General features: G+C 69.6%; 19 protein-coding genes. 13 read left to right on the top strand and 6 right to left on the bottom strand.

The annotated features are described in order from the left end of the window. The first annotated feature begins 56 nt into the window (after window positions 1-56). Both U9J66_RS11785 and U9J66_RS11780 read left to right on the top strand, forming a co-directional pair. Window positions 57-908 carry a DUF4097 family beta strand repeat-containing protein gene (locus tag U9J66_RS11785; protein WP_014912650.1) on the top strand — a complete coding sequence of 284 codons (852 nt, stop codon included), beginning with the start codon at window positions 57-59 and terminating at the stop codon, window positions 906-908. Further along, on the top strand, window positions 909-1,910 hold the full coding sequence (locus U9J66_RS11780) for a PadR family transcriptional regulator (protein ID WP_326337668.1): 1,002 nt from the start codon (window positions 909-911) through the stop codon (window positions 1,908-1,910). It begins immediately after the preceding gene. A 67-nt stretch (window positions 1,911-1,977) separates the two neighbouring features. Here U9J66_RS11780 and U9J66_RS11775 read toward each other — a convergent pair whose 3' ends face one another. After that, complete coding sequence (locus U9J66_RS11775; RefSeq protein ID WP_326337667.1) at window positions 1,978-3,519, bottom strand: serine hydrolase domain-containing protein; 1,542 nt, start codon at window positions 3,517-3,519, stop codon at window positions 1,978-1,980. Between the two features lie 214 nt (window positions 3,520-3,733). After that, on the bottom strand, window positions 3,734-4,864 hold the full coding sequence (locus U9J66_RS11770) for an NAD(P)-dependent malic enzyme (protein WP_202422495.1): 1,131 nt from the start codon (window positions 4,862-4,864) through the stop codon (window positions 3,734-3,736). Window positions 4,865-5,300: 436 nt separating this feature from the next. Here U9J66_RS11770 and U9J66_RS11765 point away from each other — a divergent pair, with 436 nt between their 5' ends. From U9J66_RS11765 to U9J66_RS11730, 8 genes are all read left to right on the top strand, one after another. After that, entirely contained in the window at window positions 5,301-6,122 is an 822-nt protein-coding gene (locus U9J66_RS11765; protein WP_326337666.1) for an ABC transporter substrate-binding protein, read from the top strand. Window positions 6,123-6,198: 76 nt separating this feature from the next. Beyond that, the gene (locus tag U9J66_RS11760) at window positions 6,199-7,158 is read left to right on the top strand and encodes an amino acid ABC transporter permease (protein WP_017533557.1); all 960 of its coding nucleotides are present in this window, start codon (window positions 6,199-6,201) and stop codon (window positions 7,156-7,158) included. Next, window positions 7,158-7,970 carry an amino acid ABC transporter ATP-binding protein gene (locus U9J66_RS11755; RefSeq protein ID WP_014910999.1) on the top strand — a complete coding sequence of 271 codons (813 nt, stop codon included), beginning with the start codon at window positions 7,158-7,160 and terminating at the stop codon, window positions 7,968-7,970. Before U9J66_RS11760 ends, U9J66_RS11755 begins: the two co-directional genes overlap by 1 nt. Window positions 7,971-8,136: 166 nt before the next feature. Then, window positions 8,137-8,343 (top strand): DUF6199 family natural product biosynthesis protein, encoded by a 207-nt coding sequence (locus tag U9J66_RS11750; protein ID WP_042283015.1) that lies wholly within the window; start codon window positions 8,137-8,139, stop codon window positions 8,341-8,343. A gap of 180 nt (window positions 8,344-8,523) precedes the next feature. Further along, window positions 8,524-9,114, top strand: coding sequence for a class I SAM-dependent methyltransferase (locus U9J66_RS11745; protein WP_014909797.1), 591 nt, complete (start codon window positions 8,524-8,526; stop codon window positions 9,112-9,114). A gap of 105 nt (window positions 9,115-9,219) precedes the next feature. Beyond that, window positions 9,220-9,711, top strand: a complete 492-nt coding sequence (locus U9J66_RS11740) for a GNAT family N-acetyltransferase (RefSeq protein ID WP_017533555.1) — start codon at window positions 9,220-9,222, stop codon at window positions 9,709-9,711. Between the two features lie 125 nt (window positions 9,712-9,836). Next, the gene (locus U9J66_RS11735) at window positions 9,837-10,262 is read left to right on the top strand and encodes an anti-sigma factor (RefSeq protein WP_026124824.1); all 426 of its coding nucleotides are present in this window, start codon (window positions 9,837-9,839) and stop codon (window positions 10,260-10,262) included. A 68-nt stretch (window positions 10,263-10,330) separates the two neighbouring features. Continuing rightward, window positions 10,331-11,062 (top strand): RNA polymerase sigma factor SigF, encoded by a 732-nt coding sequence (locus U9J66_RS11730; RefSeq protein ID WP_026124823.1) that lies wholly within the window; start codon window positions 10,331-10,333, stop codon window positions 11,060-11,062. Between the two features lie 43 nt (window positions 11,063-11,105). Here the strand turns inward: U9J66_RS11730 and U9J66_RS11725 are convergent, their stop codons facing one another. Then, window positions 11,106-11,525, bottom strand: a complete 420-nt coding sequence (locus tag U9J66_RS11725; RefSeq protein WP_014910339.1) for a hypothetical protein — start codon at window positions 11,523-11,525, stop codon at window positions 11,106-11,108. Between the two features lie 128 nt (window positions 11,526-11,653). Between U9J66_RS11725 and U9J66_RS11720 the strand changes: the two genes are divergently transcribed. Together U9J66_RS11720 and U9J66_RS11715 are read left to right on the top strand one after the other, a co-directional pair. Next, on the top strand, window positions 11,654-12,586 hold the full coding sequence (locus U9J66_RS11720) for a diacylglycerol/lipid kinase family protein (protein ID WP_042283017.1): 933 nt from the start codon (window positions 11,654-11,656) through the stop codon (window positions 12,584-12,586). A 271-nt stretch (window positions 12,587-12,857) separates the two neighbouring features. Continuing rightward, window positions 12,858-13,118 carry a WhiB family transcriptional regulator gene (locus U9J66_RS11715; RefSeq protein ID WP_014913036.1) on the top strand — a complete coding sequence of 87 codons (261 nt, stop codon included), beginning with the start codon at window positions 12,858-12,860 and terminating at the stop codon, window positions 13,116-13,118. Between the two features lie 80 nt (window positions 13,119-13,198). Here U9J66_RS11715 and U9J66_RS11710 read toward each other — a convergent pair whose 3' ends face one another. Further along, window positions 13,199-14,749, bottom strand: a complete 1,551-nt coding sequence (locus tag U9J66_RS11710; protein ID WP_014913377.1) for a sensor histidine kinase — start codon at window positions 14,747-14,749, stop codon at window positions 13,199-13,201. A 140-nt stretch (window positions 14,750-14,889) separates the two neighbouring features. Here U9J66_RS11710 and U9J66_RS11705 point away from each other — a divergent pair, with 140 nt between their 5' ends. Beyond that, window positions 14,890-15,633, top strand: a complete 744-nt coding sequence (locus U9J66_RS11705) for a GntR family transcriptional regulator (protein WP_026124822.1) — start codon at window positions 14,890-14,892, stop codon at window positions 15,631-15,633. Window positions 15,634-15,680: 47 nt separating this feature from the next. Here the strand turns inward: U9J66_RS11705 and U9J66_RS11700 are convergent, their stop codons facing one another. Together U9J66_RS11700 and U9J66_RS11695 are read right to left on the bottom strand one after the other, a co-directional pair. Then, window positions 15,681-17,012 (bottom strand): HD-GYP domain-containing protein, encoded by a 1,332-nt coding sequence (locus U9J66_RS11700; RefSeq protein ID WP_017533552.1) that lies wholly within the window; start codon window positions 17,010-17,012, stop codon window positions 15,681-15,683. Then, the gene (locus U9J66_RS11695) at window positions 17,009-18,337 is read right to left on the bottom strand and encodes an HD-GYP domain-containing protein (RefSeq protein ID WP_326337709.1); all 1,329 of its coding nucleotides are present in this window, start codon (window positions 18,335-18,337) and stop codon (window positions 17,009-17,011) included. Before U9J66_RS11695 ends, U9J66_RS11700 begins: the two co-directional genes overlap by 4 nt. Between the last annotated feature and the right edge of the window lie 144 nt (window positions 18,338-18,481).

Below are 18,481 nucleotides of genomic sequence, written 5' to 3'. Positions count from 1 at the left end.
TCGCCGGGGACGCGACATATCGTGAAGTCATCGAGAACGAGTGGAAAGGGTTCACGATGGCACGTTGGACCATCGACAGTCCGATGACCCACACCCTGGACGGCATCGTCGCCCTCAAGGTGCGGATCGTCGGAGGACAGGTCAACATCATCCCCACCGACGACCCCGTCACCTTCGAGATCGGCGACATCGTCGGAGAGCCCCTGGAGGTCACCCAGGAGGCCGGCATCCTCACCATCCATTACCAGGACCTCACCGGTCAGGGGCTGTTGGACCGGCTCAAGCCGCTCCAGCTCTCCGGTTACCGCAACGTCGGCACCCGACGGGCCACCGTGAACCTGCGGGTCCCGCGCGACTGCCCCGTCGAGGTCACCACGGCCACCGCCCCGGTGGTGGCGACCGGGCTGACCGCCCGCACCCGGATCAAGACGGCGACCGGCGAGATCACCCTGGACGAGGTCTCCGGCGAGACCGAACTCAACACCGCCGACGGCAACGCCTCCGTGCGCACCCCGACCGGCGTACTGAACTTCGGCACCGCCACCGGACAGCTCGCCGTGGCCGGCGGACGCCTGTCCGAGCTGCGGGCCAAGACCGTCTCCGGGCAGGTGCTGGTCGACACCGACCTGGCGCCCTCGTCCCGGGTCCGGGTGAACACCGTCTCCGGCGAGGTGGCCCTGCGGGTGCCCGCCGAGAGCTCGGCCTCCGTCGAGCTGCGTTCGGTCACCGGCGCGCTGGACAGCGACTTCGGTCTGGAGCGCAACAGCGCCCCGGCCCGCAACTCCATGACCGGCAAGGTCGGCGTGGGCGTCGACCCCGCCTCCATCAGTGTCAACACCGTGTCCGGTCGGGCCGCGCTGCTGCGACGCGCCCCCGAGGCTCCGGCCGCGATCCCAGAGGGGGCCTGAATGAGCACCGTCTTCGGCCACGGCAGACTCCGTCTGTACCTGCTCAAGATGCTCGACGAGAGCCCGCGCCACGGCTACGAGATCATCAGTCTGCTGCGCGACCGCTTCCTGGGCGTGTACTCGCCCTCGCCCGGCACCATCTACCCCCGGCTCGCGAGACTGGAGGAGGAGGGGCTGGTCACCCACACCGAGGAGGGCGGCCGCAAGGTCTACAGCCTCACCGACAAGGGGCGCGAGGAGCTGCGGGCCCGCGAGAGCGACCTGGACGACCTGGAGCGGGAGATCACCGACTCCGTGCGCGACATCGCCCGCGCGGTCAAGCAGGACGTGCGCGCCACCATCGGTTCCCTGCGCGACGAACTGAAGTTCGCGAGCTCGGAGTCCCGCAGGGAGAGCTCCGAGGAGGAGCGGGGCTCCGGGGGGAGTTCCTCCTCCGACGCCGAGGGGGAACGCGAACGCGAGCCTCGCGGCGACGGGGGCATGTGGGCTCGCGAGTGGGAACGGTTCGCCCAGGGCTTCGGCGTCTTCGGGGCCGCCTGGGGCCGCCCCTCCTCCGAACGTGAGGACTCCGCCTCCTCGGGGGAGAAGGCCCGGGAGTCCGAGGAGCGGGGCGCCGGCGAGGAGGAGAAGGAGCGGGAGTGCCGGAACCCGGAGTTCGAGCACGCCCTGCGCGACTTCTCCACCCGGGTCCGCGACCTGGTCCGCGGCGCCGGTGAGGTCGGCGGTTCCGCCGCCCACGACCTGCGTCGCATCCTCGACGAGACCGTCGAGGTGATCCGCCGGGACATGCGGACCTGGGGGCCGGCCGACGAGAAGACCGAGCGGCCCTCCGAGGGCGAGGGTTCCACCACCGCCGAGGAGCGGCCGGAGGAGAAGAAGGAGGAGGAGGAGCAGCGGCCCGAGGAGCCTTCTCGGGAGGAGCCCCGGAGCGCGCGCCCGATGCCCTCCGCCGAGCGGGACCCCTGGTCGACCGCCACCGGCGAGGACCGCGGGAACGACTGACCATCGATACCGGTAGGGCCCGGGAGACCACACGGGGGCGTGGTCTCCCGGGCCCTTCCACGCCCGCTCACAGGACCGCCAGGAGTCCCATCGATGCCAGGGCGAGCGCGCTCGCAGCCGCGACGCGGACCCCTCTGATCCACGGTCGACGACCGCGGGCCACCGGCAGGTCCGGCCACCTCAGGGCGCCGACGACGGCCGCGGCCAGGGCCGCGTACACGCCGAGCACCCACGCCCACGGCGAGACCAGGTGCCAGAAGCCCGCGAGGTGCGCGTACCAGAGCAGCGCGGCCGACCCGAGACCGTAGGAGACCAGGCCGAGACGGTCCGTGGGGCGGCGGAGCAGGCGTCCGGGCCGACGCCGCGCGGCGAAACCGAGCGCCATCGCGCCGGGCGTCAGCGCGAGGAGCAGCGTCGCGACGCCGTACACCCGCTCCCCCATGACGTTGTCGGGGCTGGGCTCGTCGACGCCGAGCAGCCGCAGCCCGATGTCCTCGCTGTAACGGTGGGTGTTCGACAGCACCACGGCGCCCCGGTCGCCCGAGTACCCGATCCAGGCCGTGTGCCCGTTGGTCGTGGCGTTGCCTCCGTGCGAGGTGATCGGCCGCTCCCTCAACGTCTCCACGTACCAGCCGAGCCCCTGCTCACGACGTTCGACGTCGCCCGGCCCCACCGGCTCGGCGGCGCCGGCTCCGGGCGCCGAACCGTCCATCATCGCGGCCAGGAGCCGCCCCAGGTCGGCCGCGGTCGTCGTCAGCCCGCCCTGAGGGGCCCGCGCCACGTCGTGGTCCAGCGGGAGCGGCCCGCCCCGGTCCGCGTCGTGCACCACGGGCCGGGCCTCGTCGTCCTCGGACCACACTCGGCTGTCGTCCATGCCCAGGGGCTCCAGGATCCTCTCCCGTGCCAGTTCGGCGTAGTCGGTCCCGGCACGTACGGCCAGAGCGTGCCCGAGCAGGGAGAACCCGGTGTTGGAGTAGACGTTGACCCCTCGTGTCCCCGGGTCGACACGGGCGTCGAGGGCCACGGACTCCAGGAAGGCGTCCACCGAGTCGTAGGGGCGCGGATGGCGTTTGGCGGCGAACTGCCAGAGGGTCTCGGGCAGGGTGGTCTCCTCCCGGGAGAGCCCCGAGGTGTGGGTCGCCAGTTCCTCGACCGTGATCCGGGCGACCGCCGGGTCCGCGAAGTCCAGGTCCGAAAGCAGGGCACCGACGGTGGTGTCGAGGTCGACCTCGCCCCGGTCCACCATGTCGGCCAGGATCATCCCGGGGAGGACCTTGGCGACCGAGGCCGAGGCGAAGGGCGTGTCCTCGGTGACCGGCGCCCCGTCGTCGCCGACCTCGCCCAGACCGGCCGTGCGGACACGGAACCCGCCGTCCGGCCCGGGTTCGACGACCGCCACGGACAGCCCGTGGTAGCCGGTGGGGTCGTCGATACCCTCCCGGACCGACGCGGCCAGATCCGCGTCACCGGTCGTGGCCGTCCCGAGCTCGTAGGGGGCGGGGGCCACGACGACCGTGAGGATCGCGGCCACCCCGGCCAAGAGCGCCGTCGCGGCCACCGTCACGGTTCTCGTGAGGGGGCCTTCTCGGGTGGGGGGCGGTGTGCCCATGAGGTCTGGTTCTCCCTGTCGCGGGGGGACGGCCCGGACGCCGTACCCGACAGGCAGAAAACTACGGATCCGACCCGTTCCGGGGCACTACGTCCCGCACACCTCTTCGGGTCGCCCTTCCCCCACCCTCCTCACGTGCGCCACCCCCACCACGACGAGGGGCCCGGCCCGTGGACGTACCACGGGCCGGGCCCCGATCGCTCGGGAACGGACGTCAGATACGGGCGACGCCGTCCTTGCGCGCCTGCTCGGCGACGGCGGCCGAGACCGCCGGGACCACGCGCTCGTCGAAGGTGCTCGGGATGACGTAGTCGGCGCTCAGGTCGTCGCCGACCAGGTCGGCGATGGCCCGCGCGGCGGCCAGCTTCATGTTCTCGGTGATGTCCGAGGCGCGGACGTCGAAGGCTCCGCGGAACACGCCGGGGAAGGCGAGGACGTTGTTGATCTGGTTCGGGAAGTCGCTGCGCCCGGTGGCGACGACACTCGCGTACTTGTGGGCGACGTCCGGGTGGACCTCGGGGTTGGGGTTGGCCATCGCGAAGATGATGGCGTCCTTGGCCATGGTCGCCACGACGGACTCGGGCACCTCGCCGGCGGACAGGCCGATGAACACGTCGGCGCCTTCGAGGGCGCTCTCGATGGAGCCCTGGAGACCGGCCTTGTTGCTGATGGCGGCCAGGTCGCGCTTGATCGGGGTCAGGCCGTCGCGACCCTCGTAGATCATGCCCTTGGAATCGGCGACCGCGATGTCGCCGATCCCGCCGTCGATGAGCATCTTGGTGACGGCGACGCCGGCGGCACCCGCGCCGGAGACGACCGCGCGCAGGTCGCCCAGGGTGCGACCGGTCAGGCGGGCGGCGTTGTGCAGGGCGGCCACCGTCACGATGGCGGTGCCGTGCTGGTCGTCGTGGAAGACGGGGATGTCCAGACGCTCACGCAGCTTCGCCTCGATCTCGAAGCAGCGCGGGGCGGAGATGTCCTCCAGGTTGATACCGCCGAAGGAGGGCGCCATCCGAGCGACGGTCTCGACGATCTCGTCGGCGTCGGTGCAGTTCAGAGCGATCGGCACGGAGTCGACGTCGGCGAACTGCTTGAACAGCAGCGCCTTGCCCTCCATGACGGGCAGGGAGGCCTCGGGGCCGATATTGCCCAGCCCCAGGACGGCGGTACCGTCGGTGACGACGGCGACCAGGTTGCTCTTCCAGGTGTAGGTCTCGACCAGGTCGACGTTCTCGGCGATCGCGTCGCAGACACGGGCGACGCCGGGGGTGTAGGCCAGGGAGAGGCCCTCGTGGTCGCTGACGTCCACGGAACCGGTGACGTGCAGCTTGCCGCCACGGTGCATGGCGAAGGCCGGGTCGCGGTCCAGTTCGGACGTGTCCTCGTTGCGCGAAGTAGTGGTCACTGCTCAAACCCCTCGGTCTGCTATGCGTCCCGCGTCGGCCATGACGGGGACGATGGGCCGCGGGACGCGCGCGAAGACATGGGTGCTAGGGGAGCTCTCCACGGCGCCGGTCGGCCATGACCGGTGGTGTCGCCGGGAGAGTCGGTCTTCGCCGGACTCCTATACGAGTACTGCGCGTCCGCATCTCACGGGGATAACCCGTTACGCAATCCTCTCACAACGGTGACCGGAGGAAAATCGCGGGTCGGCACGATGGAGCGTCACCGATATGTGACACCATGCCCTCCGACCTCGCGGTCCCCCCGCCCCACAAGGGTCTCGGCCCCGCGAACCCCCTTCCCCATCAGGTCGTTCCCATGCCCCCAAGGAGATCCCCATGCCCCCGCGCAAGCCCCTCACCGTCGCCACCGCCCTCGCCGCGGCGGGGGTCCTGACCCTGGCCGGTTGTGGCACCGAAGACGACGGGACCGTCACCATCGGTGTCGAGGCCACCTATCCTCCCGGCGAGTACCTCGACGAGGACGGTCAGACCGTCCTCGGCTTCAACGTCGACCTGGTGACCGCCGCCCTGGCCGAGATGGGCGTCGAGCCGGTCTGGGAGCCCACCACCTTCGACTCCATCATCATCGGCGTCGACACCGGCACCTACGACATGGGCGCCTCCTCCTTCACCGTCACCGAGGAGCGGATGGAGCAGGTCAACATGGTCAGCTACTTCTCCTCGGGCACCCAGTGGTTCGCCCCGGCGGGCAACCCCGACGACGTCGACCCGGACAACGCCTGTGGTCTGCGCATCGCGGTGCAGACCGGCACCACCCACGACACCGACATCGAGGCCCGCAGTCAGGAGTGCGTCGACGCCGGCGAGGACCCCATCACCATCGAGAAGTTCCAGAGCCAGCCCCAGGCCACCGAGACCGTGGTGTCCGGCCTCAACGACGCCTCCCTCGCGGACCTGCCGACCTCCCTGTACGCCATCCAGGAGACCGGCGACAAGCTGGAGTTCATCGGCGAGCAGTATGACGCCGCCCCCTACGGCGTGGTCCTCCACAAGGACGACACCGAGCTGAGCGAGGAGCTCGCGGCGGCGTTCAACACCATCATCGAGAACGGCACCTACGCCGAGATCCTGGAGGATTGGGGCATCGAGGTCGGCGCGCTGGAGGCCGCCGAGGTCAACCCCTCCGTCTCCGAGTAACCGCCACGGCCCCCCACGTCGCACAGGGCCGTCCCTCCCCCCATCGCCCTCCACCCTCTTCACGAAAGTCTGATCCGTGACCTCACCGAGCTCATCGGTGGACGGGCCGGGGTCCCGGGAACCCGCCCCGGACCGTTCGTCCGCTCCGATCACCGCCGTCCCCGTCAGGTATCCCGAACGCTGGGTCGCCGCCGGTGTCGTGCTGGTCCTGGCCGCGATGTTCGTGAACATGCTCCTCACGAACCCGGCCTTCGACTGGCCCTTCATGTTCGAGCACATGTTCTCGGACCCGGTGGTCCGCGGTGTCTGGGTGACCCTCAGCGCCACCGTGCTGGCCATGCTCATCGGTGTCCTGCTGGGCATCCTCCTCGCGGTGATGCGTCTCTCCGGTAACCCCGTCCTGGTGGGGGTCTCCTGGACCTACACCTGGTTCTTCCGAGGCGTGCCCCGACTGGTGCTCGCGGTGCTCTTCGGCAACATCGCCATCCTGTACTCGACGATCCACATCGGACTCCCGTTCGACAACTACTGGATGCCGCTGCTGGGTCTGGAGGGCGACGCCCGCTTCTTCGAGATCAACACGCGCACCCTCCTGACCGGTTACACGGCGGGTCTGCTCGCCCTGGCGCTGTCCGAGGGCGCCTACATGGCCGAGATCATCCGCGCGGGCCTGCAATCCGTGGACAAGGGGCAGACCGAGGCAGCCCAGGCGCTCGGTATGAGCCGGAGCAGGATCATGCGCCGGATCACCCTCCCGCAGGCCATGCGGGTCGTCATCCCTCCCACCGGGAACGAGACCATCGCCATGCTCAAGGACACGGCGCTCCTGGCGTACGTGCCCGTGACCATCGAGCTCTTCTACCAGCTCCAGGCCATCGGAACCCGGACCTACCAGATCTTCCCGATGCTGGTGGCGGCCTGCCTCTGGTACCTGGCGATCACCAGTGTGCTGATGGTCGGCCAGTACTTCCTCGAGCGCAGGTTCGACCGCGGCGAGCGCGGAGTCCGTGACCGGATCGTGGGAGGGGCGCACTGATGGCCGAGGAGAACAGGGAGCACGAGGACGTGAACGCGAACGACGGGACGGACGGGGCTCTCGTCGTCGCCGAGAACGTGCACAAGAGCTTCGGCCGGCTGGAGGTCCTCAAGGGCATCGACCTGGAGGTCCGGCGCGGTGAGGTCATGTGCATCATCGGCCCCTCCGGTTCGGGCAAGTCGACGTTCCTGCGCTGCGTCAACCACCTGGAGAAGCTCTCCGCCGGCCGGTTGTGGGTCAACGGCGAGCTGATGGGATATCGGCAGAAGCGCGGGAAACTGTACGAGCTGCGCGACTCGGAGATCTCGGCCCAGCGCAGCGACATCGGCATGGTCTTCCAGCGTTTCAACCTGTTCCCGCACCTGACCGTGCTGGGCAACGTCATCGAGGCCCCCACGCAGGTCAAGCGGGTGCCCAAGGCCGAGGCCACGGAGCTGGCGATGTCCCTCCTGGAGCGGGTCGGACTGCCGGACAAGGCGAACGCCTACCCCGAGCAGCTCTCGGGTGGCCAGCAGCAGCGGGTGGCCATCGCCCGCGCCCTGGCCATGGAGCCGTCCCTGATGCTGTTCGACGAGCCCACCAGCGCCCTGGACCCCGAACTGGTCGGCGAGGTCCTGGACGTCATGCGCGACCTGGCCCGGGCCGGTATGACCATGATGGTCGTCACCCACGAGATGGGCTTCGCCCGTGAGGTGGGCGATTCCCTGGTCTTCATGGACGACGGCGTCGTGGTCGAGTCCGGTGTGCCCTCCGAGGTGCTGTCCGATCCACGGCACGAGCGGACGCGGGCGTTCCTGTCCAAGGTGCTCTGACCCGATCCCCCCCTCATCGAAGGCCCCCGTTCCTCGGAGCGCGGGGCCTTCGATGTGCCCCGGATCACATACCCGGGCCGAAACCCCATAGCCTCGGACGGCGTCGACCAGTGACGAGGAGACTCCGAAGCGTTCGGAGTCGCGTCACCATCCCCCAAGGAGAAGCGTGGGTCCGCTCTACGTCCTCTTGGGCGTCATCGCCCTCTGGTACGTCATCGTGCTCATCGAGCCCCGGGTCGTCTGGTACGTACAGTCCTGGAAGTACCGGGACCCGGAGCAGAACGAGCCCAGCGACACCTACTTCGCCATGCATCGCCTGGGCGCGGTCGTGATGCTCATCCTCATCCCGGTCGGATGCGGCATGCTCACCTAGGCGGCGTGCTCCGGCATCCCTTCGCGTCCGCCGCCGGCGGGCGCCCTCGTGCCCGTCCGCGGGGCCGGAGCCCGGATCCTCGGACAACACTCGAACCCGCCCCCGATGACCTTGACCCGGGGGCCCCACGCCCCCCAGAGTCTTTGCTCGGGGGCACGTCTACCGGTCCCGGGGAGAGACATGGACGCGCGTACGGAAAAGGCACGGCGGATCTGGGAGCACCGGGCCGGCCGCTACGACCTCGGTCGCCACTGCGAGCACGTGGCGATCAGGAACACCAGGGAGATCCTGTGCGGCGGGGCCCGCGGACACACCCTGGAGGTCGCAGTGGGGACCGGGCGGAACCTGGACTTCTACCCGCCCCAGGTCAGACTGGTCGGACTCGACCTGAGCCCGGCCATGCTCGCCAGGGCCCGGAACCGGGCCGAACGGCTGGAACGCCCGATCGCCCTCGTCGAGGCCGACGCCCGACGGCTCCCCTTCGCCGACCGCTCCTTCGAGACCGTGGTGTGCACGCTCTCCCTGTGCACGATCCCCGACCAGGAGGGCTCCCTGAGGGAGATGCGCCGCGTCCTGGTCCCGGGGGGCCGTCTGCTTCTGGTGGACCACATCGAGTACACCCGGATGCCGTTGCTGCTGCGCGAACGCAGGAGCGAACACCCCCGCAGGCTGCCGCGCGAGGTCGCCGAGGAGGTCGGCTTCCAGGTGGGCCACCACGACCGGGTCTTCTTCGGTCTGGTGGAACGGGTGGTGGCGCACCGCCCGCACTGAGCCCGTGAGGGCGCGGCCCGTGGATCCCCATGCTCCACGGGCCCTCCGGGCGGCGCATACCCTGGAAAGGTCCACCCGACCCCGACCCGTCTCCGAGGTGGTCCGATGATCCGCCCCGCCCGTCCCGACGACGTTCCCGACATCCACCGGATGATCGGCGAGCTCGCCGAGTACGAGAAGGAACCCGACGCGGTCGTGGCCACGGAGGAGGATCTGCGCACCGCCCTGTTCGGTCCGGAGCCCGCGGTGTTCGCCCACGTGGCCGAGCACACCGGGGAGGACGGCGTCACGGTCACGGCCGGGTTCGCCCTGTGGTTCCTCACCTACTCCACCTGGACCGGCAGGCACGGGATCCACCTGGAGGACCTGTACGTGCGGCCCGAACTACGGGGCCACGGGCACGGCGGGGACCTGCTCCGGAACCTGGCCCGCATCTGTGTGGAGCGCGGCCTCACCCGGCTGGAGTGGTCGGTGCTCGACTGGAACACACCCGCCATCCGCTTCTACGAGTCGTTGGGCTCCACCCCGATGGACGAGTGGACGGTCCGTCGTCTGGACGGCGACGCGCTGGTCTCCCTGGGCTCGGTTCGGGCCTGAGGCCGGCCATTCGTCTCGTGTTCGGGCGTTCTCGGACGGACACGATCTTCGTTCCCTGCGGCGGTGGCAGGGTGAAACGAGATACATTGCTCTCAAGCGGCAACCTCGCCCCCCGAAGGAGGGACGTGACCGAAGAAACCGCTGTGCCCATGGCCGACGCCACCGGAGTACGCGACGCCGTCACCGTCAACATGCCCGCCGACAGCGCCTACCTGTCGGTGTTGCGGACGGCGACGGCGGGTCTGGCCGCCCGGCTCGACTTCACCCTCGACGAGATCGAGGATCTGAGGATCGGTGTCGACGAGGCCTGCGCGATGCTCCTCTCCCAGGCTCTGCCCGGCACAGAACTGACCACGGAGTTCGAACTCACCCCCGACGGGATGCGCATCTCCGTCTCGGTGCTGACCGCCGACGGGCGTCTTCCGGCCCGCGACACCTTCGCCTGGACCGTCCTGTCGGCCCTGGCCGGGGACGTCGACTCGGGGGTCGCCTCGGACGATCGCGTCTACATCGTCCTGTACAAACGCCGCGGCACGCTGGAGCCGGCGTGAGCGAAAGGGGGCCCGCTCTGACAGCGAAGACCGAGCACGCGGTGCCCGATCGGGCACGCGCGAGAGAGTTGTTCGAGCGCCTTAACGAGCTCGACGCGGACTCGGCCGAACGCCGCAGGATCCGCGACGAGCTGGTGGAGCTCCATCTGCCCTTGGTGGAGTACCTGGCCCGACGGTTCCGCAACCGAGGCGAGTGGCTGGACGATCTCACCCAGGTGGCCACGATCGGACTGATCAAGTCCATCGACCGGTTCGACTTGGAGCGAGGGGTGGAGTTCTCCACCTACGCGACCCCGACGATCGTCGGCGAGATCAAACGCCACTTCCGTGACAAGGGATGGGCGGTACGGGTTCCCCGCCGCCTCCAAGAGCTGAAGCTGTCGCTGACCAAGGCCGTCAGCGATCTGTCTCAGCGGGAGGGGCGCTCCCCCACCGTCGCCGAGCTGGCCCAGCACCTTCAGATGACCGAGGAGGAGGTGCTGGAGGGCCTGGAGTCCGCCAACGCCTACTCGACGGTCTCGTTGGACGCTCCCGACAGCGGTGACGAGGACGCCCCCGCGGTGGCCGACTCGCTGGGGATCGTCGACGAGTCCTTGGAGGGGGTGGAGTACCGGGAGTCCCTCAAGCCCCTGCTGGAGCAGTTGCCGCCGAGGGAGAAGCGGATCCTGCTACTGCGCTTCTTCGGCAACATGACCCAGTCCCAGATCGCGCAGGAGCTCGGCATCTCCCAGATGCACGTCTCGCGCCTGCTGGCACGGACCCTGGCACAACTGCGACAGGCGCTGACCACCGACGACTAGGAAGTGTGCTCTCCGGGCCGCGCGGGGCCCGTGGGAGAACCCGCTAGGAGCTACGACCGCGGTGCTGCCGACGTCCGGACGACTCGTCGGGGAACAGCGCCGCGGTCGTGGACGGAGCGAGGACGGCGGCCGCGGCCACGATGGCCGTGCCGAGCATGACCGCTCCGATCACGTACTGATCGCTCGTGAACATGTAGTAGGACACCACGGCCATGAACAGCTGGGTGACCACGACCGGTGTCCTGGCCCATTCGCGCAATTGCAGCAGGCCGCGCGCGACGTGGATCAGCAGAACGCCCACGCCCACACCGATCACGGTCAGCGGAAGGGCCGAGGAGGCCACGTCCGAGGCCTGCCCGGTGAAGGCGGTGTACAGGCTGTAGAGTCCGGCGAGCGCCGCGACCAGCCCGATCAGGGCCTCCAGCGCGGCGGCGACGATGATGGTGATGGGACGCGAAGACACCTGACGAGCCTATACGCGCTCCGTCCCCTCCTCTCCCGGGCCCCGGCCCACCCCGCCCTCGATGCGCGAATGTGTCCCATATCACCCCGAAGCGCGAGGACGTTCCCACCTACCTCTAGACTGGCCGGGTGCGCGCCCTCTTCATCGTGAACCCCAAAGCGACCACGACCACCGACCGCACCCGCGAGGTGATCCTGGACGCGCTGGCGTCGGAGCTGGACGTCACCACCGTCGAGACCGCCTACCGCGACCATGCTCGCGAACTGGCGCGCGAGGCCTCGTCCCGCGGCTACGAGCTCGTCCTGAGCCTGGGCGGCGACGGCACCGTCAACGAGGTCGTCAACGGCCTCCTGAGCGCCCCGAAGGACCTGCCCCGCCCCCGCTACGCAGTCATCCCCGGGGGCAGCGCCAACGTGTTCATCCGCTCGTTGGGCGTCTCCGGAGACCCGGTCGAGGCCACCGGCCAGATCCTGGGAGCGATCCGCGCCGGCCGTGAACGCGAGGTCAATCTGGGCCGGATCACCGGCGACCAGGACGACCGCTACTTCACGTTCTGTGCCGGATTCGGCTGGGACGCCGACGTCGTGCAGCAGGTGGAGCATGAGCGGGAGAACGGCCGGAAGGCCACACCCGCCCTGTACGCGGAGGTCGCGGTAAAGCTGTTCTTCGGCGGGGATATCCGCGATCCGTCACTTACCGTGTCCACCGGCGGAAGGTCCCTGGACGAGGTCTATTTCGCTCTGGTCACCAACACCACGCCGTGGACCTACGCCGGGGCACTCCCTCTTCAGCCGACCCCGTCCTCCCGTTTCGAGCTGGGCCTGGACGCTTTCGCGCTGACCCGCTCCTCCTACTGGCTGACCGGCTGGGTCCTTTCCCAAATGTTCCTGCCCAAAGGGCTTCCCGCACGTGGCGACGGCTACGTGACCTGGCACGATCGTGACTCTCTGCGGGTCACCTCGAACCACCCGAGGGCCTTCCAAATCGATGGTGAATACCTGGGAGAGCGTGAAGAGGTCAACTTCCACTCGGTACCGAAGGCATTACGAATCTTCTGTTAATTACCGAGAAAAGAGCCATTCACGGCGACTGTGACACACCCGACACGTCGAACAGGACCTTCGGCCTCGGGAACTCTTGCGTGCCCTCCGTGATGCTGTCACGCTCAAGATATCGCCGCGAGTTACGGGCGAGTTAATTTGGGCGCTTCCCGCATGGCCGCGGGGTGAAACCTCGACCCCCGACGTGCGGACCCCTCCGGTGGGGCCCTTCCACCGGGTGCCCTTGCACAGCGATCGTGAAAAGCTTCACAACCTGTGAGGAGTGGACCGCATGGACTGGCGCCATGACGCAGCCTGCCGTGACGAAGACCCCGAACTCTTCTTCCCCATCGGCGCCCACGGACCCGCACTGATCCAGATCGAAGAGGCCAAGGCCGTCTGCGGGCGCTGTCCGGTCAGCTCCGCGTGTCTGCGCTGGGCCCTGGAGAGCGGTCAGGACGGTGGCGTCTGGGGCGGCACCTCCGAGGAGGAGCGGCGTCGCATGAAGCGTCGCGGCGGCCTCACCACGCGACCGATGGTCCGCACTTCCTAGAACCGTCCCACTCGGGACACACGAAGCCGACGTTCCCCCCCGGCGCGAGGGGGAACGGCTCCACTCCCTCGGACGACCCCCTACCCGTAGGGGACCTCGCCCTCCTCGTGCTCCAGCGGCAGGCTGATCGCGACCTCCGTGCCGCCGCCCTCCTTCGGTTCGATCGCCAGGGTGCCGCCCAGCTCCCCCACGATCAGGGTCCGCACGATCTGCAACCCCAGACTCGTGGTCCCCTCCAGATCGAAGTCCTCCGGAAGCCCCCCGCCGTCATCGGAGACGGCCAGTTCCAAGGTGCTCGGCACCTCGGACCCCGGCTCGGAGTCGAAACGCCGCACCCGCACCTCGATCTCCCCCGGCCCCTGGCCCAGACCGTGCTCGACCGCGTTCTGCACCAGCTCCGCCAGGACCATCGACAACGGCGTCGCCACCAGGGCGTTCAGCAGGCCGAAACCACCGTTCCGGCGCGGGATCGCCGCCTTCCCCGTGGAGGAGACCTCCGCGGCCATCTGCATGACCCGGTCCGCGATGTCATCGAAGTCGACGACCTCGTCCGGTGTGTGCGAGAGCATCTCGTGCACGATCGCGATCGACCCCACACGGCCCACCGCCTCGTCCAGGGCGGCGCGCGCCTCCGGCACGTCCAGACGACGGGACTGAAGCCTCAGGAGCGCCGCCACGGTCTGGAGGTTGTTCTTCACCCGGTGGTGGATCTCCCGGATGGTGGCGTCCTTGGTCATCAGCTCGCGCTCACGCCGCCGTAGTTCGGTGACGTCCCGGACCATCACCAGGGCCCCGATCCGCACCCCGTCGATGACCAGGGGGATCGCTCGCAACTGGACCGTGACCCCGCGCGCCTCGACCTCGGCCTCCTGAGGGGCCCGGCCGCTGGCCGTGTAGGTCAGGTTCTCGTCACGGGCCTCGCCCGGCGCCGCGAGCTCCAGGGTGGTCCGGTCCAGGCGCGCCCCGACCAGATCGGCGGCCAGACCCAGACGTCGGTACGCCGACAGCGCGTTGGGGCTGGCGTAGACCACCTCGCCGTTCTGGTCCAGCCGCAGCAGACCGTCGCCCACCCTCGGGGAGCGCACCATGAGCGGCCCCTGGTCGCTGAAGGGGAAGGCGCCCTCCGCGATCATCTGCGCCAGGTCGCCCGCGCTCTGGAGATAGGTGAGTTCCAGGCGGCTGGGGGTGCGGGCCGAACTCAGGTTGGTGCTGCGCTGGATGACCGCGATGAGGTTGCCCTGGCGGCGGACCGGAATGGTCTCCTCCCGCACGGGTACCCCGCCCGACCAGTCCGGGTCTCCGTCCCGGCAGATCCGCCCCTCGCTCCAGGCCCGGTCGATCAGGGCGCGACGGCCGACCACCCTGGCCCCCGAGCGGGAGGTGACATCGGCCATGTCGTCCCGTAGGACGGTCTCGACCAGGTCGTCCTGAAAGGCGGTCGGACCGGTGGTGGGCCGCATCTGCGCGGTGGCGACCCAGCCGTCGTCGTCACGGAGACGCACCCACAACACCAGGTCGGCGAAGGAGAGGTCGGCCAGAAGCTGCCAATCGGAGACAAGGGAGTGGATCCACTCCAGGTCCGCCTGTTTGAGTGACGTATGACGGCGAATGAGGTCGCTGAGGTGAGGCACTCACAAATCATCCCACGAAGCGGTGCATACTCAAGGGATACGCACTCGACCAGTGGTCCACACCAATCGGGGGCCGAAGGGCCGACCGCCGGCCGCTGACGGGCCGGGTGTGTGAGAGCGTGACGCCGCGAAGGAGACTGATGACTGGTCAGCGCACAACACTGGACGGCAACCCTCGTGTGCCCAAGTACTACCAGGTCAAGAAGCAGCTGCTGGAGCTGATCGACGCCATGCCCGCGGGCAACCCGGTTCCGCCGGAGCGCGCCCTGGCCACCCAGTTCGGCACCTCGCGCACCACCGTGCGCCAGGCCCTGACCGAGATGGTCGTCGAGGGACGCCTGCTGCGTATCCAGGGCAAGGGCACGTTCGTCGCCAAGCCGAAGGTCGCGCAGATCCTCCAGCTGACCAGCTACACGCAGGAGATGCGCGCCCACGGCCTGCACCCCGCCACCCGCATCCTGGACGTCAGCTACATCAACGCCGACGACCAGCTGGCCGAGCTGCTCGCGATCCGTTCGGGCGGCCGTGTGCTGCGGATCGAACGTCTCCGTCTGGCCAACGGCGAGCCGATGGCCGTGGAGACCGCCCACCTGGCCGCCCGGCGCTTCCCGGGCCTACGACGCCAGCTCGACCGCTACGCCTCGCTCTACGAGGCGTTGGCGAGCGCCTACGACGTCTCCCTCGCCGAGGCCGAGGCCTCCATCGAGACGGTCCTGGCGACGCCGAACGAGGCACGTCTGCTCGGTGTCGACGTGGGTCTGCCACTGGTGCTGCACTGCCAGCACAGCTTCGACGGCGACGGACATCCCGTGGAATGGGTCCGCTCGCTCTACCGGGGCGACCGGTACAAGTTCGTCACCCGCCTGCGTCCCCCCACGGACTGACCCCGTTCCCCGACCGCCCGGGCCCTTCCCCGGGCCGCGGGGCGGTCTCAGGAGCGGTTCAGGATGCCGGCCAGGGCCTCCACCACACGCGGGTCGTACTCGCTGTCGGTGTCCATGCGCAACCGTTCCAGGACGGCGGTGCGGCGCTCGGCGTCGCCGCTGTCCCCCACCAGGTCGTCGAAGGCGTTGGCGACCTTGATGATGCGACTGCCCAGGGGCGGCACCCCCTCGTCGCCGTCGCCGGCCAGCGGCTCGCACTGACGTCGGACCAGTTCGGCGACGTTGTCCAGCACCCCGGTCTCCCGAATGATCGCCGACCCCAGCTCGGCGATCCGACGCTGTTCACGCGGGGAGGCCAGCACGGTCGCCCCGCCCGCGATGGGCTCGCGCAGGGAGAGCTGACCGATGTCGTGCATGAGCGTCGCGTACTCCAGCTCCAGCAGTTCGCGCTCGGACAGCCCCAGTTCACAGGCGATCCCGTGGGCGAGCCGGCTCACCCTCCGGGAATGGCCGTTCTCGACGTAGCCGCCGACCTCGGTGACCCGGGACAGCGCCCGCACCGTCTCCAGGTAGGTGCGGCGCACCTCGGCGTGCCGACGGAAGGCGACCTGGGACACCAGGAGCGGGGCGCTGAACACCAGCAGACCGACCAGGCCGGTGACGGTGCAGGCCAGAGCGATGAGCACGCCGCTGGAGGAGATCGCGACACCGGTGGCGAACTGTGCCCGGGCCTCGTCCCGGCCGGCCACCCACAGGCGGGTGCGCAGGCGCTCGGCCCGCAGCACCGCGGAGACGGCCACGTCCACCAGCCAGGCCAGCGCCACCAGCACCGTCATGAGCAGGGTGACGAGGATCGAGGGCTCGGTGAGGGACAGGTACTCGGCCAGGGGCCGGAAGGAGGCCGCGAGCAGCAGGGCGACGAGCACCCTCCGAGCGGCGTCCTCCACCCTGGGCGTGCGCCCCACGGCCACGTGCGGCAGTTCGCCCAGAGCCACTCCCAGGGCGACCACGGCCACGACCTGGCCTACGCCGTGCTCGACCGGATCGCCGCCCACGCTGAGCAGGAACGCGTAGGCGATCGCCCCGGCCAGGGCGATCGGGGCCGATTCGCGGTTGCCGGGCAGGGTGATCCTGACCAGCTCACCGCAGGCGATGACCAGGCAGAAGGCCAGCGCGACCGAGGGGTCGACGACCCCGTCGGAGGCCGTGCCCACCAACCCGACCAGCCCGGCGAAGCCCACACCGGACACCAGCATCGCCCGCAGGGGACGGGAGGTCTGCCAGAACGGAACGTTCCTCCGGTGGTTCAGGACCCCGCCCTCGGGGCCCTCGCTCTGCACGTCCGAAGGCGCGCGTTCGTCCGACCGCCGCGTCATCACCGGTCCTGACCGCCCGTTCCCGCTCCGGCCGAGGTGGACTCGGCGACCGTCACCGCTCCGCCGGAGCCCTTCGCGGGCACGACGTCCGCGCCCTGTTGGGGAGAGCCGTAACAGCCGCCCGGCGGTTCGGCGATGTCCGGGGTCTGCCATCCCTCGCGGGAGACGGCCCGGACCAACGCCTCCACCATCCTCGGGTCGAACTGGGTCCCGGCGCAACGTCGGAGTTCGGCGATCGCCTCCTCCACCGACCAGGCCTTGCGGTAGGACCGCGTGGAGGTCAGGCAGTCGAAGACGTCGGCGACGCTGATGATGCGGGCGGACTCGGGGATCTCCATCCCCACCAGCCCCATCGGGTATCCACGTCCGTCCAGACGCTCGTGGTGGTGGCGGATGCCGGCGAGGGCCTCGTCGAGGAAACGGATCTCGCGGACGATCTCGTAGCCACGGGTCGGGTGGAGCTTGATCGCCGCGTACTCGTCCTCGGTGAGCTTCCCGGTCTTCTGGATCACCTTGGTGGGCACACCGAGCTTGCCGATGTCGTGGAGCATGCCGGCGTAGCGGATCTTCTGCACGCGTTCGGCGGACATGCCCAGTTCCGCGGCGATCATGGCCGAACCCTCGGCCACGCGCATGCAGTGCCCGCGCGTGTAGTAGTCCTTGGTCTCCACCGCCTGGCACAGGGTGGCCAGGGTGGCCTCGTGCGCCCGCACCTCGGCGGTCTGTTGGCCGAAGGTCCAGCGTGCGATGAACAACGGCAGCAGCACCAGGAGCGGCGCGACGACCCCGACCGCGCCCCAGACCGCGGCGATCGCCAGGCCCAGCATCTGGTAGCCGATGGAGGTGACCTCCAGCGCGATCAGCGGACGCCAGCGTCGCGGCCGTGAACCGGCCGTACGGGCCACTCCGAGGCACCACATGAGGATGCCGATGAGCACCGAGTTGAACAGCGTGTGCGCGAGGACCGCGGCGACGTAGGGCGTGACGATGCCGGGGAAGTCCGACTGTCCCGGTACGCCGACGGTGCCGCCGAGGGCGAGATAGACGTGTCCGGCCGCGTACGCCGCGAGCGCGAACTGGGCTCCGTTGAAGGCCCGTTTGACCAGGCCCTGCCTGCGCAGCACCAGACAGGAGGAGAACCCGACCACCGCCGCCCCGACCGGGCCGACCAGAACGATCGCGGCCAGCGAGACCGCCGAGCTCGGCGATATCCCGGCCTCCTCCACGTCGACGAGGACGTGTGTGCTTATCGACTCCGCGACGACGAAGAGAACCGCGATGAGTACCAGGGTCCCCAGGTCGATACCCGTGTAAGGCCCCACGAGCACGATGGTGACGGCACTGACAACGATGATTCCGACGTAGACACGCGCGCCCCCTGGAAGAGCCCGCACCCCCGTTCACCCCCCACCGACGACGACCGGACTGTCATGATTTCACCGGTTCTGTTCTACCACCAGGACCACCCGGCA

It is taken from the genome of Nocardiopsis sp. LDBS1602, from assembly GCF_035818715.1.
Taxonomy (GTDB): Bacteria; Actinomycetota; Actinomycetes; order Streptosporangiales; family Streptosporangiaceae; genus Nocardiopsis; species Nocardiopsis alba.
This window is presented reverse-complemented; position numbering and strand designations above follow the sequence as displayed.